This window comes from Mycobacterium sp. 852002-51971_SCH5477799-a (assembly GCF_001667145.1).
GTDB lineage: Bacteria > Actinomycetota > Actinomycetes > Mycobacteriales > Mycobacteriaceae > Mycobacterium.
In genome coordinates this window covers 101054-113407 of record NZ_LZIF01000086.1, presented here as the reverse complement: position 1 = coordinate 113407, position 12354 = coordinate 101054, and the positions used below count along the sequence as shown (strand labels likewise).

The window sequence follows — 12354 nt, the reverse complement described above, 5'->3', positions numbered from 1 at the left end:
GGAGTGCTGGTGCCCGGTCGTGTCGAGATCGATAACGTCCAACCGGTCGTTTCCTGTGGCGCGTATCCCGCCAAAGCAGTGGTCGGCGAAGTCGTGCCGGTCAGCGCCGCGGTATGGCGTGAGGGCCACGAGGCCGTCGCGGCCACTCTAGTCGTGCGCTACCTCGGGTCCGGCTATCCGCAGGTGAACGAGACCCGCCGTATCAAGGCGGTTCAGGCGCCGGCAAAGCCGGTGGCCGAACGCGACGGCAAGGTCAACCAGCAACGAATCAAGCCGTTGTCACTGCCGATGACGATGGGTCTCGAGCCCTACGTTTTTCACGGTCAGTTCACCCCCGACCAGGTCGGTTTGTGGACGTTTCGGGTCGACGGGTGGGGCGATCCGATTCATTCATGGCGGCACGGACTGATCGCCAAATTGGACGCGGGTCAGGGCGAGACCGAACTGTCCAACGATCTGTTGGTCGGAGCGGGGCTGTTCGAGCGCGCGGCGACGGGCGTGCCGCGCCCCCTGCGCGAACCGCTGCTGACCGCCGCCGCCGCGCTGCGCAAGCCCGGCGACCCGGTCACCCGCACCGCGCTGGCGCTGGGACCCGAGATCGAAGAGATTCTGGCGGACTACCCGCTGCGCGATCTGGTCACCCGCGGCGAACAGCACGGCGTCTGGGTGGACCGGCCGCTGGCGCGGTTCGGCTCCTGGTATGAGATGTTTCCCCGCTCGACCGGTGGGTGGGACGCCGACGGCAATCCGGTGCACGGCACCTTTGCCACCGCGGCGGCCCAGCTTCCGCGCATCGCGGCAATGGGATTCGACGTCGTCTACCTGCCGCCTATCCACCCGATCGGCAAGGTACATCGCAAGGGGCGCAACAACTCTCCGACCGCCGCCCCCGGGGACGTGGGGTCTCCCTGGGCAATCGGCAGCGATGAAGGTGGCCATGACGCCATCCATCCGGACCTGGGCACCATCGAGAACTTCGACGCGTTCGTCGCCGCGACGCGCGAGCTGGGCATGGAGGTAGCGCTGGACCTTGCGCTGCAATGCGCGCCGGACCATCCGTGGGCGCGTGACCACCGCAACTGGTTCACCGAATTGCCCGACGGCACCATCGCTTACGCGGAAAATCCGCCCAAGAAGTACCAGGACATCTATCCGATCAATTTCGACAACGACCCGGCCGGCCTCTACGACGAGGTGCTACGCGTCGTCCGGTACTGGATCGACCACGGAGTCAAGTTCTTTCGCGTCGACAACCCGCACACCAAGCCGCCGGATTTCTGGGCCTGGCTGATCGCCACGGTCAAGGCCGCCGATCCCGACGTGCTGTTCTTGTCGGAGGCGTTCACGCCACCGGCGCGGCAGTACGGTCTGGCGAAACTGGGGTTCACCCAGTCCTACAGCTACTTCACCTGGCGCACGGCGAAGTGGGAGCTGACCGAGTTCGGCAACGACATCGCCAACCTCGCCGATTTCCGCCGGCCCAACCTGTTCGTCAACACCCCCGACATCTTGCACGCCATCTTGCAGCACAACGGGCCCGGCATGTTCGCCATCCGCGCGGTGCTGGCGGCCACCATGGGGCCCGCCTGGGGCGTGTATTCGGGCTACGAACTGTTCGAGCACCGCGCGGTGCGGGAGGGCAGTGAGGAATACCTCGACTCCGAGAAGTATGAATTGCGGCCCCGCGATTTCGCGGGCGCCCTCGCCGAGGGACGATCGCTCGAGCCATTCATCACGCGGCTCAACGCAATTCGCCGACTCCATCCCGCCCTGGAGCAGCTGCGCACGATCCATTTTCACGACGTGGACAACGATGCGTTGCTCGCCTACTCGAAGTTCGACCCGGCGACCGGCGACTGTGTGTTGGTGGTCGTGACGCTCAACGCGTACGGAGCCGAGGAAGCGACGCTGTTTTTAGACATGGCCGCTTTGGGTATGGAGCCCTACGAGCGGTTCTGGGTGCGCGACGAGATCACCGGCCAGGAATTTCAATGGGGGCAGGCCAATTACGTTCGCATCGACCCCGGGCAGGCGGTCGCGCACATCATCAATATGCCACTCATACCGCATGACTCATGCATGACCCTGATACGCAGGCGATGAAATGGACCGGAGGTGAAAGGGATATGAGCCAAGCCGACCAACTCGCTCGGACGCACTTGGCGCCCGATCCGGCCGACCTGTCGCGCCTGATCGCCGGCACACACTACAACCCGCACAGCATTTTGGGCGCCCACGAATACGACGACCACACCGTCATTCGGGCGTACCGGCCACATGCGGCCGAAGTAGTAGCGCTGGTCGGCGAAGAACGATTCCCTCTGCAGCACATCGATTCCGGTCTTTTCGCCGTGGTGTTACCGTTCGTCAACCTGATCGACTATCGGCTGCAGATCACCTATGAAGGTGCCGAGCCGTACGTCGTCGCCGACGCGTACCGTTTTCTGCCGACGTTGGGTGAGGTCGACCTTCACCTGTTCGGGGAGGGACGCCATGAGCGGCTCTGGGAAGTCCTTGGCGCACATCCTCGCTCGTTCACCACGGCCGACGGCGTCGTCACCGGCGTGTCGTTCGCGGTGTGGGCGCCCAACGCCAAAGGTGTCAATCTGATCGGGGAGTTCAACGGCTGGACCGGCAATGAAGCCCCGATGCGAGTGCTGGGGTCGTCGGGCGTCTGGGAGCTGTTCTGGCCCGGGTTCCCCCTCGAGGGGCTGTACAAGTTCCGCGTGCACGGAGCCGACGGCGTCGTGACCGACCGGGCCGACCCGATGGCATTCGCCACTGAGGTGCCGCCGCACACCGCCTCGCGGGTCACGCGCAGCGAGTACACCTGGGAAGACGCCGACTGGATGACGGAGCGCGCGCAGCGCAACCCGGTGTTCGAGCCGATGAGCACTTACGAGGTCCACCTGGGTTCGTGGCGTCCAGGTCTGAACTATCGGCAGTTGGCCCGTGAGCTCACCGATTACGTGGTGGACCACGGGTTCACCCACGTCGAGCTGCTGCCGGTCGCCGAGCACCCCTTCGCCGGATCGTGGGGCTACCAGGTGACGTCGTACTACGCGCCGACGTCCCGATTCGGGACACCGGACGAATTTCGGGCCCTGGTCGACGCCTTGCACCAGGCCGGCATCGGCGTGCTGGTCGACTGGGTGCCAGCGCACTTCCCCAAGGACGCTTGGGCACTGGGCCGCTTTGACGGCACGCCGCTCTACGAGCACTCGGACCCCGAGCGGGGCGAGCAACTCGATTGGGGCACTTACGTGTTCGACTTCGGCCGTCGGGAGGTCCGGAACTTCCTGGTGGCCAACGCGCTGTTTTGGCTCGAAGAGTTCCACGTCGACGGCCTACGGGTGGACGCGGTCGCCTCGATGCTCTACCTGGATTATTCGCGCCCAGAAGGCGGCTGGACCCCGAACATCTACGGTGGGCGGGAGAACCTGGAGGCCGTGCAGTTCCTGCAGGAGATGAACGCCACGGTGCACAAGACCGCCCCGGGCATCGTCACCATCGCCGAGGAGTCAACCTCATGGCCAGGTGTGACGCGCCCGACAAGCCTTGGCGGCCTGGGATTTTCGATGAAGTGGAACATGGGGTGGATGCACGACACGCTTGACTACATCAGCCGCGATCCGATCTACCGCAGCTTCCACCATCACGAGATGACGTTCTCGATGCTGTATGCGTTCAGCGAGAACTATGTGCTGCCGATCAGCCATGACGAGGTGGTCCACGGCAAGGGCACGTTGTGGGGCCGGATGCCGGGCAACAACCACGTCAAGGCGGCCGGGCTGCGCAGCCTGCTGGCCTACCAGTGGGCGCACCCCGGCAAGCAATTGCTGTTCATGGGACAGGAATTCGGGCAGCGTGCCGAGTGGTCGGAGGAGCGCGGCCTGGATTGGTGGCAGCTCGACGAGCAAGGGTTCTCCAACGGGATTCTGCGCCTGATCGGCGACATCAACGGCGTCTACCGCAGTCACCCGGCGCTGTGGAGCCAGGACACCGTGCCCGACGGATATTCCTGGATCGACGCCAACGATTCCGGCAACAACGTGTTGAGCTTCCTGCGTTACGGCAAGGACGGCTCGGTGATGGCGTGCGTGTTCAACTTCGCGGGCGCCGAGCACGGTGGATACCGACTGGGTCTGCCATTGGCGGGGCGCTGGCGCGAGGTGCTCAACACCGACGCGACGGTCTACAACGGTTCGGGTATCGGCAATATGGGCGGCGTCGACGCCACCGAAGACCCGTGGCATGGCCGGCCGGCCTCGGCACTGTTGGTGCTGCCGCCCACGTCGGCGCTGTGGCTGGAACCCGAGTAACGGCCGCGTCAGTACAGCGCGTTGGCGAGATTACGCCGTCCGGCGACAACCTCGGGATCGGCGGGGTCGAAGAGCTCGAAGAGCTCGACCAGCCGGGTGCGCACCAGGGTGCGATCGTCGCCGGATGTGCTGCGAATTAAGGCAATCAGGCGGTCAAAGGCGGCCCCGACGTCCTGATTGAGGATCTGCACGTCGGCCGCCGCGAGGGCGGCTTGAATGTCGCCGGGTGCGGCGTCGGCAGCGGCGACGGCGTCCGGGCGCTGCGCGGTTGCGCGCGTGAGGAACTCGATCTGCCGAATCGCCCCCTTGGCTTCGGCGTTGGCCGGGTTGGCGTCCAGGATCGTCTGATACGACGCCTTGGCCGCTTCGAAGTCGCCGTCCTCTAGCTGTTGGCGGGCCGCGGCCAGCTCGGGGTCGACGGCGTCCGCCTCACCGGAACCCGTTGAGCCCTTGAGCTTTCCGGCGGTCGCCGAGAGAATCTGGTCCAACCAGCCGCGCAACTGCTCCGCCGGCTGCATTCCCTGGAAACTCGATATCGGCTGACCGGCGGCCAGCGCCACGACGGTGGGAACGGCGTCGACGCCGAATATCTGCGCGACCCTGGGCGCGACGTCGACGTTGACCGTCGTCAGCGACCACTTGCCATTGTCCTGCGCGGCCAGGCCGGCGAACGTGTCGAGCAGCTGGACGCACGCGTCGCTGCGCGGTGACCACAGCAGCACGACGACGGGCACTTCCTCGGACCGCAGCAGCACCTCGGCTTCGAAGTTGGCCTCGGTGACCGCGATGATCCCGCGGTCACCCTCGGCGCCCGTCGGCGCCGACCCGGCGGGAGGGCCGCCCGCCGGCTGGGGCCGTTGCTTGAGACCGGAGAGATCGACCGCACCAGCCAGGGCGGGGCCGATAGAGGGTCGCGGACGCGTCACGCCGTCAAGTTTGTCATGCGCCCGGGCCGCCCCTCCACTCGGTCACGGCGCGGTCAGGCAGCGCCACGACGGTGCGAAAGCGCGTCGAGCAGGGTCGTGAATGGCAAATATGACGAAGATCACAATTTGTCGTCGGCGCGTCGTGCCAGCAACGTCGGCGCAAGCCCCTTGGAGCCGGCTAACCCGCGCGCAGAATCAGGGCGTCGCCCTGCCCGCCGGCCCCGCACAGCGCCGCGACCGCGTATCCGGAGCCGCGTCGGGACAACTCCAGGGCGGCATGCAGCGTGATCCGCGCTCCCGACATTCCGATGGGGTGGCCCACGGCGATCGCGCCGCCGTTGACGTTGACGAGATCGGGATTCACGCCCAGCTCACGAGTCGACGCGAGCGCCACCGCGGAAAACGCCTCGTTGATCTCGATGACATCGAGCTGGTCCACCGAGATGCCCTCACGAGCGATCGCCTTCTTGATCGCGTTGGCCGGCTGCGACTGCAGGGTGGAGTCCGGTCCGGCCACCACGCCGTGCGCGCCGATCTCGGCCAGCCAGCTCAGCCCCAGCTCTTGGGCCTTGGCCTTGCTCATCACCACCACCGCGGCCGCGCCGTCGGAGATCTGGGAGGCCGAACCGGCGGTGATGGTGCCATCGCGGCGAAATGCCGGCTTGAGGCCGGCCAACGACTCGGCGGTGGTGTTGGCGCGAATCCCCTCGTCCTCGGTGAACTGCAGCGGATCACCTTTGCGCTGCGGGATGTTGACCGGCACCACCTCGTCGGTGAAGACGCCGTCCTTCCACGCCGCGGCCGCCTTCTGGTGCGACCGTGCAGCGAACTCGTCCTGCTCCTGCCGGGTGAATTTGTCGACGTCGTTGCGCTGCTCGGTGAGAGCGCCCATCGGCTGGTCGGTGAACACGTCGTGCAGGCCGTCGTAGGCCATGTGGTCGAGCACCGTCACGTCGCCGTACTTGTAGCCCGAGCGGCTGTCCATCAGCAGGTGAGGCGCTTTGGTCATGGATTCCTGGCCGCCGGCCACCACCACGTCGAATTCCCCGGCGCGGATGAGCTGGTCAGCCAGCGCGATGGAGTCGATCCCGGACAGACACATCTTGTTGATGGTCAGCGCCGGAACATCCCAGCCGATGCCCGCGGCCACGGCCGCCTGGCGGGCCGGCATCTGACCGGCTCCGGCCGTCAGAACCTGGCCCATAATCACGTAGTCGACCGCGGATGCCGGAACCTTGGCCTTTTCCAGCGCTCCCGCGATCGCGATGGCCCCCAGATCGCTGGCGGAAAAATCCTTCAGCGAACCCATCAACTTGCCGATGGGTGTCCGTGCTCCAGCAACGATCACCGACGTCGTCATGACTGTCTCCTAAGGCCTGCTAGGCGCCCCCTCGATGGCCGTTTCGGCCTCCCGGAGAAGCGCAATCTTTGCCGCCAGGTTACCGTTATGTGATGACGACCGATCAAGTTGACGCCCGTCAGATCCTGGCCACCTCACTGGTGACGGCGATCGATCACGTCGGCATCGCAGTCGCCGACCTGGACGCCGCCATCGCCTGGTACCACGACACCCTCGGGATGATCCTGGTGCACGAGGAAGTCAACGAGGAGCAGGGAATCCGCGAAGCCATGCTGGCTGTGCGCGGCGCCCCGGCGGGCACAGCGCAGATTCAGTTGATGGCCCCGATCGACGAGTCCTCGACGATCGCGAAGTTCCTCGACAAGCGCGGTCCGGGCCTCCAGCAGATGGCCGTTCGGGTCAGTGACCTCGACACCTTTTCCGAACAGCTCCGCGAGCAAGGCGTGCGCCTGATCTACGACGCACCCCGGCGCGGTACGGCAAACTCCCGGATGAACTTCATCCACCCCAAGGACGGCGGCGGCGTTCTCATCGAACTCGTCGAATCGGCCGCCTGAGACTTCGATAGTCACGACCACTTCCTGGTTGGACCGCGGGTAGCCCGGTGCGCCCAACATGGCGTGTGCCAGTGCCGGCGGTCGTCGATTTGCCCCGGGCCTGTGCCGAGCATCGAATCGATCGGCCATACCACCAGATGTGCTGAGCCGGAGCGTATTTCGTGATCGCAGCCGGGACACCTATAGGTTTTGACCGCACGGGCCGCCGGGACGGGACGGACTTCGTACTCGTGGCCATCGGGCCCGAGCTCCACCCGGCGCAGTGCCGGCGGCGGCGCCAGCGGCCGCTGCCGACGTGGCGGGGTAGGGCGCCGAGCCATGGACTCAGTCTAGTGCGACTCGTCAGAACAGCCGGTATTCGTCGCTGTCCATCCCGCGCATCTTGTCGTAATCCAATGTCAGACAACGGATGCCGCGGTCGGTGGCCAGTGTGCGGGCCTGCGGCTTGATCTGCTGGGCGGCGAACACCCCTTTTACCGGCGCGAGCACCGTGTCGCGGTTGAGCAGGTCCAGGTACCGGGTGAGCTGTTCGACACCGTCGATCTCGCCGCGACGCTTGATCTCCACCGCAACCGAACCGCCGCGTTCGTCACGACAGAGCAGATCGACCGGGCCGATGGCCGTCATGTACTCGCGGCGAACGAGCGTGTATCCCTCGCCCAGCAGTTGCACGTGCTCGGCGAGCAGCGCCTGCAGGTGCGCCTCGACGCCATCCTTGACCAACCCGGGATCGACGCCAAGCTCGTGGCTGGAGTCGTGTTCGATCTCCTCGACGGTGATGCGCAATTGTTCGCCCGCTTTGTTTTCAACCACCCATACCGGGGCCTGATCACCGGTCTCTTCCGTCACCCAGCATGGCGGGCTCATCCAATTCAGTGGCTTGTAGGCGCGGTCATCGGCATGCACACTGACCGATCCATCGGCCTTGAATAGCAGCAACCTGCGGGCGGATGGCAGATGCGCGGTGAGCCTGCCGACGTAGTCAACCGTGCATTGAGCGATCACTAGACGCACCCGACTCACCTTAGAGCCTGGCCGAAGACATAGGCTGACGCCACCATGTTGGCCAACCAGAACATTGCAAAACGCCTGGGCAGGGTGCTCGAAAGGGTCACCCGGCAGAGTGGCCGGCTGCCAGAAACCCCGGCGTACGGCTCCTTGTTGCTGGGCCGGGTGTCGGAAAGCCAGGGGCGGCGCCGCATCCGCATTCAGGTCATCATGACGGTGCTCGTCCTGGGAGCCAACCTGATCGGGATCGGCGTCGCGTTGCTCATCGTGACGGTCGCCATTCCGCAACCGAGCGTGTTCGACGACGCGCCGGCGTGGATCACCTGGGCGGCTTCACCGGCGTACATCGCCCTCGCCCTGGCCGTGGGCACCTATTGGATCACCCGCCGGACCGTCATCGCGCTGCGCTGGGCGATCGAGGAGCGCGCTCCCAGCCCACAGGATGAACGCAATACGTTCCTCGCGCCCTGGCGGATCGCCGTCTTCGACCTCGTCCTGTGGGGCATCGGCGCGGTGGTGTTGACGACGCTCTTCGGCATGGCCAACACGCTGTTCATCCCGCGCTTCCTGGTGGCGGTCACCATCTGCGGCGTCCTGGTCGCCACCGGCAGCTACCTGCTCGCCGAGTTCGCGCTGCGGCCGGTGGCGGCCCAGGCGCTCGAGGCGGGACCGCCGCCGCGCCGGTTGGCGGCGGGCCTGATGGGCCGAACCATGATGGTCTGGTTCGTCGGCTCGGGCATGCCCGTCCTCGGCATCGCCTTCCTGGCGAGCTTCCAGATCATGATGCGCAACCTGACCGAGACGCAGTTCGCGGTCGGCGTGCTGATCGTGTCGATCGCCACACTCATCTTCGGCTGCGTCTTGATGTGGATCCTCGCGTGGCTCACCGCGACCCCGGTACGAGTCGTTCGCGACGCGCTGCGGCGCGTCGAGCGGGGAAACCTTCGCGGCGACCTGGTGGTGTTCGATGGAACCGAACTCGGTGAGTTGCAACGCGGTTTCAACGCGATGGTCGACGGCTTGCGCGAACGCGAACGCGTCCGCGACCTTTTCGGCCGGCATGTCGGTCGCGAAGTCGCCCTGGCCGCTGAGCGTGAACGGCCGAAGCTGGGCGGCGAGGAACGCCACGTCGCGGTCGTATTCATCGATATCATCGGATCCACGCAATTGGTGACGAACCGCCCGCCGGCCGAAGTCGTCAGTGTGCTCAACCGATTTTTCGCCATCGTCGTCGAAGAGGTGGATCGACATTGCGGGCTGGTCAACAAGTTTGAAGGCGATGCGTCGCTGGCCATCTTCGGAGCACCGAACCGCCTGGACAGCCCGGAGGACGCGGCGCTCGCCGCCGCCCGCTGCATTACCAAGCGACTGGCCGAGGAAATGTCTGAGCTGTCGGCCGGCATCGGCGTGGCGGCGGGTCGTGCCGTCGCCGGAAACGTCGGAGCCAGAGAGCGTTTTGAATACACCGTGATCGGTGAGCCGGTCAACGAGGCGGCCCGCCTGTGCGAGCTTGCCAAGTCGCACTCGAGCCGGCTTCTCGCGACGGCCGACGCCGTCGAGGGCGCAAGCGAAAATGAGCGGGCGCGTTGGTCGATGGGCGATACCGTGACCCTGCGCGGGCATGAGCGCCCCTGTCAGCTGGCGTCGCCGGTCGACTCGTGAATGCCCGGTTTCGAGCCGAAGTCAGCGCAGCGACAACTGCCTGACCTCCGCTCCAACGCTTCGGGTAACCGCGGCGAGGACGAGCGGTCTCGCGGCCGAGTCGGGCGGTTTGGCCACACCGGTATCCAGGGCGCACATGCCTTGGCTACGGCTACGTGCGTCCGTCGCCCTCGGTCATCGGGACCCCAACCGCTATCTGGCCCTGGCGACTGGGGACACCTTCCACGACGATGTCGCTTTTCCGCCAGTTTTGTCGGTGGGCGGGTGTAAACCTGGAAACGTGCACGACGATTTCGAACGTTGTTACCGGGCCGTCCAGTCCAAGGACGCCCGGTTCGACGGATGGTTCGTCACCGCAGTGCTGACCACCCGCATCTACTGCCGGCCCAGCTGCCCGGTACGGCCACCGTTCGCGCGTAACGTGCGGTTCTACCCGACGGCGGCGGCCGCTCAGCGAGCGGGCTTTCGAGCATGCAAGCGATGCCGCCCCGACGCGTCCCCGGGGTCGCCGGAGTGGAATGTGCGCGGTGACGTCGTGGCACGAACGATGCGCCTGATCGCCGACGGGACGGTGGACCGCGAAGGGGTCGGTGGTCTGGCCGCGCACCTCGGTTACACCACGCGGCAGCTGGAGCGGCTGTTACAGGCCGAGGTCGGGGCCGGCCCGCTCGCGCTGGCCCGCGCGCAACGGGCTCAGACCGCCCGGGTACTGATCGAAACCACGGACCTGCCCTTCGGCGATGTCGCCTTCGCCGCGGGATTTTCCAGCATCCGTCAGTTCAACGACACCGTGCGTTCCGTCTTCGAGAACACACCGCGCGCGCTGCGCCAGCGTGCGGCAACCCGCTCCGGCTCGACCCCGAATTCCCCTGGCACCGTGTGCCTTCGGCTCCCGGCGCGCACGCCGTTCGGCTACGGCGGTGTCTTCGGTCATCTGGCGGCGAGCACGGTGCCCGGTTGCGAGGAAGTCCGCGATGGTGCCTACCGACGCAGTCTGCGCCTTCCGTTTGGCAACGCCATCGTCACCCTGACGCCCGCCGTCGATCATGTCCGGTGCGTGCTCGTGCTCGACGACTTTCGTGATCTGACAACGGCTATCGCGCGCTGCCGGCGGCTGCTGGACCTCGATGCCGACCCGGACGCGGTGGACGAGGCCCTAAGCGACGACGCCGAATTGTGCGCCGTTGTCGCCAAGGCGCCGGGGCAGCGGATCCCGCGCACGGTTGACGAGGCCGAACTGGCGGTGCGCGCGGTGCTTGGCCAGCAGGTGTCCACCAAGGCAGCGAGCACCCATGCGAGCCGGCTGGTCGCCGCCTACGGGCAGCCGATCAACGATCCCGAGGGGACGTTGACCCACACCTTCCCTTCCGTCGAGCAGCTCGCGGATATCGATCCCACCCACCTGGCGGTGCCCCGAGCCCGGCAACGGACGCTGAATGCTTTGGTCGCCGGCCTCGCCGCCGGAAGTGTCGAGCTGAGCACCGGATGCGATTGGCAAAGCGCCCGAACGCAATTGCTGGCCCTGCCCGGTGTCGGCCCATGGACCGCGGAAGTGATAGCGATGCGCGGCCTCGGCGACCCCGACGCGTTCCCCGCCAGTGATCTGGGCCTGCGCCTGGCCGCCAAACAGCTGGGCCTGCCGTCCGACGAACGCTCGCTCGTCGCGCGGAGTGCGCGGTGGCGACCCTGGCGTTCCTATGCCACGCAATACCTTTGGACCACTCTCGAACATCCGGTCAACCAATGGCCGCCACAGGAGGTCGCATGATCGAGTACCGCACCATCGACAGCCCGATCGGACTGCTGACCCTGGCCGGTCGTGGCTCGGTGCTGACGAATCTTCGCATGGTCGACCAGACCTATGAGCCGAGCCGAGCCGACTGGTCGCCGAACCCGCAGGCGTTCGGCGAGGCCGTCGAGCAACTCGGCGCGTATTTCGCCGGCGAGCGCACCGACTTCGACTTCGAATTCGACCTGCGCGGCTCCGAGTTTCAGCGCAGGGTATGGCAGGCACTGCTGACCATTCCGTATGGGCAGACGCGATCCTATGGCCAGATCGCCGATCAGATCGGCGCTCGCGGATCCGCTCGCGCGGTCGGTCTGGCCAACGGACACAACCCGATCGCGATCGTCGTTCCGTGTCACCGGGTCATCGGCGCCAATGGCCGACTTACCGGCTACGGCGGCGGACTCGACCGAAAACGAACGCTTCTCGATATGGAGCGGAGCCACACGACCGTCCATGCGGAATTAACGCTGTTCGATTAGGAATTCGCATTAATCTGCGAATGCAAAAACACCCCCGCTGCCGGGGGTGTTTTTGTGTATGTTCGGCGGTGTCCTACTTTTCCACCCGTATGGGCAGTATCATCGGCGCTGACAGGCTTAGCTTCCGGGTTCGGAATGGGACCGGGCGTTTCCCTGTCGCTGTGGCCGCCGTAACTCTATTTAAATTTGTTTGGTGGGGGGTGTGGCGTTACACGACATTGCTGTCGTGAACTGGATTGTGGTTGCGATTG

At 66.0% G+C, this 12354-nt stretch carries 10 protein-coding genes and 1 rRNA gene; 6 read left to right on the top strand and 5 right to left on the bottom strand.

The window, feature by feature from the left end; translation table 11 throughout:
• Positions 1-9 precede the first annotated feature (9 nt).
• A complete protein-coding gene (locus tag A5753_RS12160; RefSeq protein ID WP_231990064.1) occupies positions 10-2103 on the top strand; it encodes an alpha-1,4-glucan--maltose-1-phosphate maltosyltransferase in 2094 nt (697 codons plus the stop codon).
• Between the two features lie 23 nt (positions 2104-2126).
• The gene (gene glgB / locus A5753_RS12155) at positions 2127-4322 is read left to right on the top strand and encodes a 1,4-alpha-glucan branching protein GlgB (RefSeq protein ID WP_067127717.1); all 2196 of its coding nucleotides are present in this window, start codon (positions 2127-2129) and stop codon (positions 4320-4322) included.
• Between the two features lie 8 nt (positions 4323-4330).
• On the opposite strand, the gene A5753_RS12150 is transcribed toward glgB, so the two are convergent.
• Both A5753_RS12150 and A5753_RS12145 read right to left on the bottom strand, forming a co-directional pair.
• Positions 4331-5248 (bottom strand): co-chaperone YbbN, encoded by a 918-nt coding sequence (locus A5753_RS12150; RefSeq protein ID WP_067127714.1) that lies wholly within the window; start codon positions 5246-5248, stop codon positions 4331-4333.
• 178 nt (positions 5249-5426) lie between these two features.
• Positions 5427-6608 carry an acetyl-CoA C-acetyltransferase gene (locus tag A5753_RS12145; RefSeq protein WP_067127711.1) on the bottom strand — a complete coding sequence of 394 codons (1182 nt, stop codon included), beginning with the start codon at positions 6606-6608 and terminating at the stop codon, positions 5427-5429.
• Between the two features lie 89 nt (positions 6609-6697).
• Between A5753_RS12145 and mce the strand changes: the two genes are divergently transcribed.
• The gene (gene mce, locus A5753_RS12140) at positions 6698-7165 is read left to right on the top strand and encodes a methylmalonyl-CoA epimerase (protein ID WP_082971290.1); all 468 of its coding nucleotides are present in this window, start codon (positions 6698-6700) and stop codon (positions 7163-7165) included.
• Positions 7166-7176: 11 nt separating this feature from the next.
• Here mce and A5753_RS23820 read toward each other — a convergent pair whose 3' ends face one another.
• The gene (locus A5753_RS23820) at positions 7177-7485 is read right to left on the bottom strand and encodes a hypothetical protein (RefSeq protein ID WP_082971289.1); all 309 of its coding nucleotides are present in this window, start codon (positions 7483-7485) and stop codon (positions 7177-7179) included.
• A 22-nt stretch (positions 7486-7507) separates the two neighbouring features.
• Positions 7508-8179 (bottom strand): endonuclease NucS, encoded by a 672-nt coding sequence (gene nucS / locus A5753_RS12135; RefSeq protein ID WP_067127704.1) that lies wholly within the window; start codon positions 8177-8179, stop codon positions 7508-7510.
• A gap of 45 nt (positions 8180-8224) precedes the next feature.
• Between nucS and A5753_RS12130 the strand changes: the two genes are divergently transcribed.
• The 3 genes from A5753_RS12130 (at position 8225) to A5753_RS12120 (ending at position 12103) form a co-directional block, all read left to right on the top strand.
• Positions 8225-9835: an adenylate/guanylate cyclase domain-containing protein gene (locus A5753_RS12130; protein WP_067127701.1), complete on the top strand. Its 1611-nt coding sequence runs from the start codon at positions 8225-8227 to the stop codon at positions 9833-9835.
• Positions 9836-10115: 280 nt separating this feature from the next.
• On the top strand, positions 10116-11603 hold the full coding sequence (locus tag A5753_RS12125) for a DNA-3-methyladenine glycosylase 2 family protein (protein WP_067127698.1): 1488 nt from the start codon (positions 10116-10118) through the stop codon (positions 11601-11603).
• Complete coding sequence (locus A5753_RS12120) at positions 11600-12103, top strand: methylated-DNA--[protein]-cysteine S-methyltransferase (protein WP_067127695.1); 504 nt, start codon at positions 11600-11602, stop codon at positions 12101-12103. The genes A5753_RS12125 and A5753_RS12120 overlap by 4 nt, the downstream gene beginning before the upstream one ends.
• A 60-nt stretch (positions 12104-12163) precedes the next feature.
• Here A5753_RS12120 and rrf read toward each other — a convergent pair.
• Positions 12164-12276 (bottom strand): 5S ribosomal RNA (gene rrf, locus A5753_RS12115).
• Positions 12277-12354 lie beyond the last annotated feature (78 nt).

Coding starts and splice junctions, on each gene's coding strand:
- glgB (WP_067127717.1), top strand. CDS start 2,127: ATGAGCCAAGCCGACCAACTCGCTCGGACGCACTTGGCGCCCGATCCG.
- A5753_RS12130 (WP_067127701.1), top strand. CDS start 8,225: ATGTTGGCCAACCAGAACATTGCAAAACGCCTGGGCAGGGTGCTCGAA.
- A5753_RS12120 (WP_067127695.1), top strand. CDS start 11,600: ATGATCGAGTACCGCACCATCGACAGCCCGATCGGACTGCTGACCCTG.
- A5753_RS12145 (WP_067127711.1), bottom strand. CDS start 6,608: ATGACGACGTCGGTGATCGTTGCTGGAGCACGGACACCCATCGGCAAG.
- A5753_RS23820 (WP_082971289.1), bottom strand. CDS start 7,485: ATGGCTCGGCGCCCTACCCCGCCACGTCGGCAGCGGCCGCTGGCGCCG.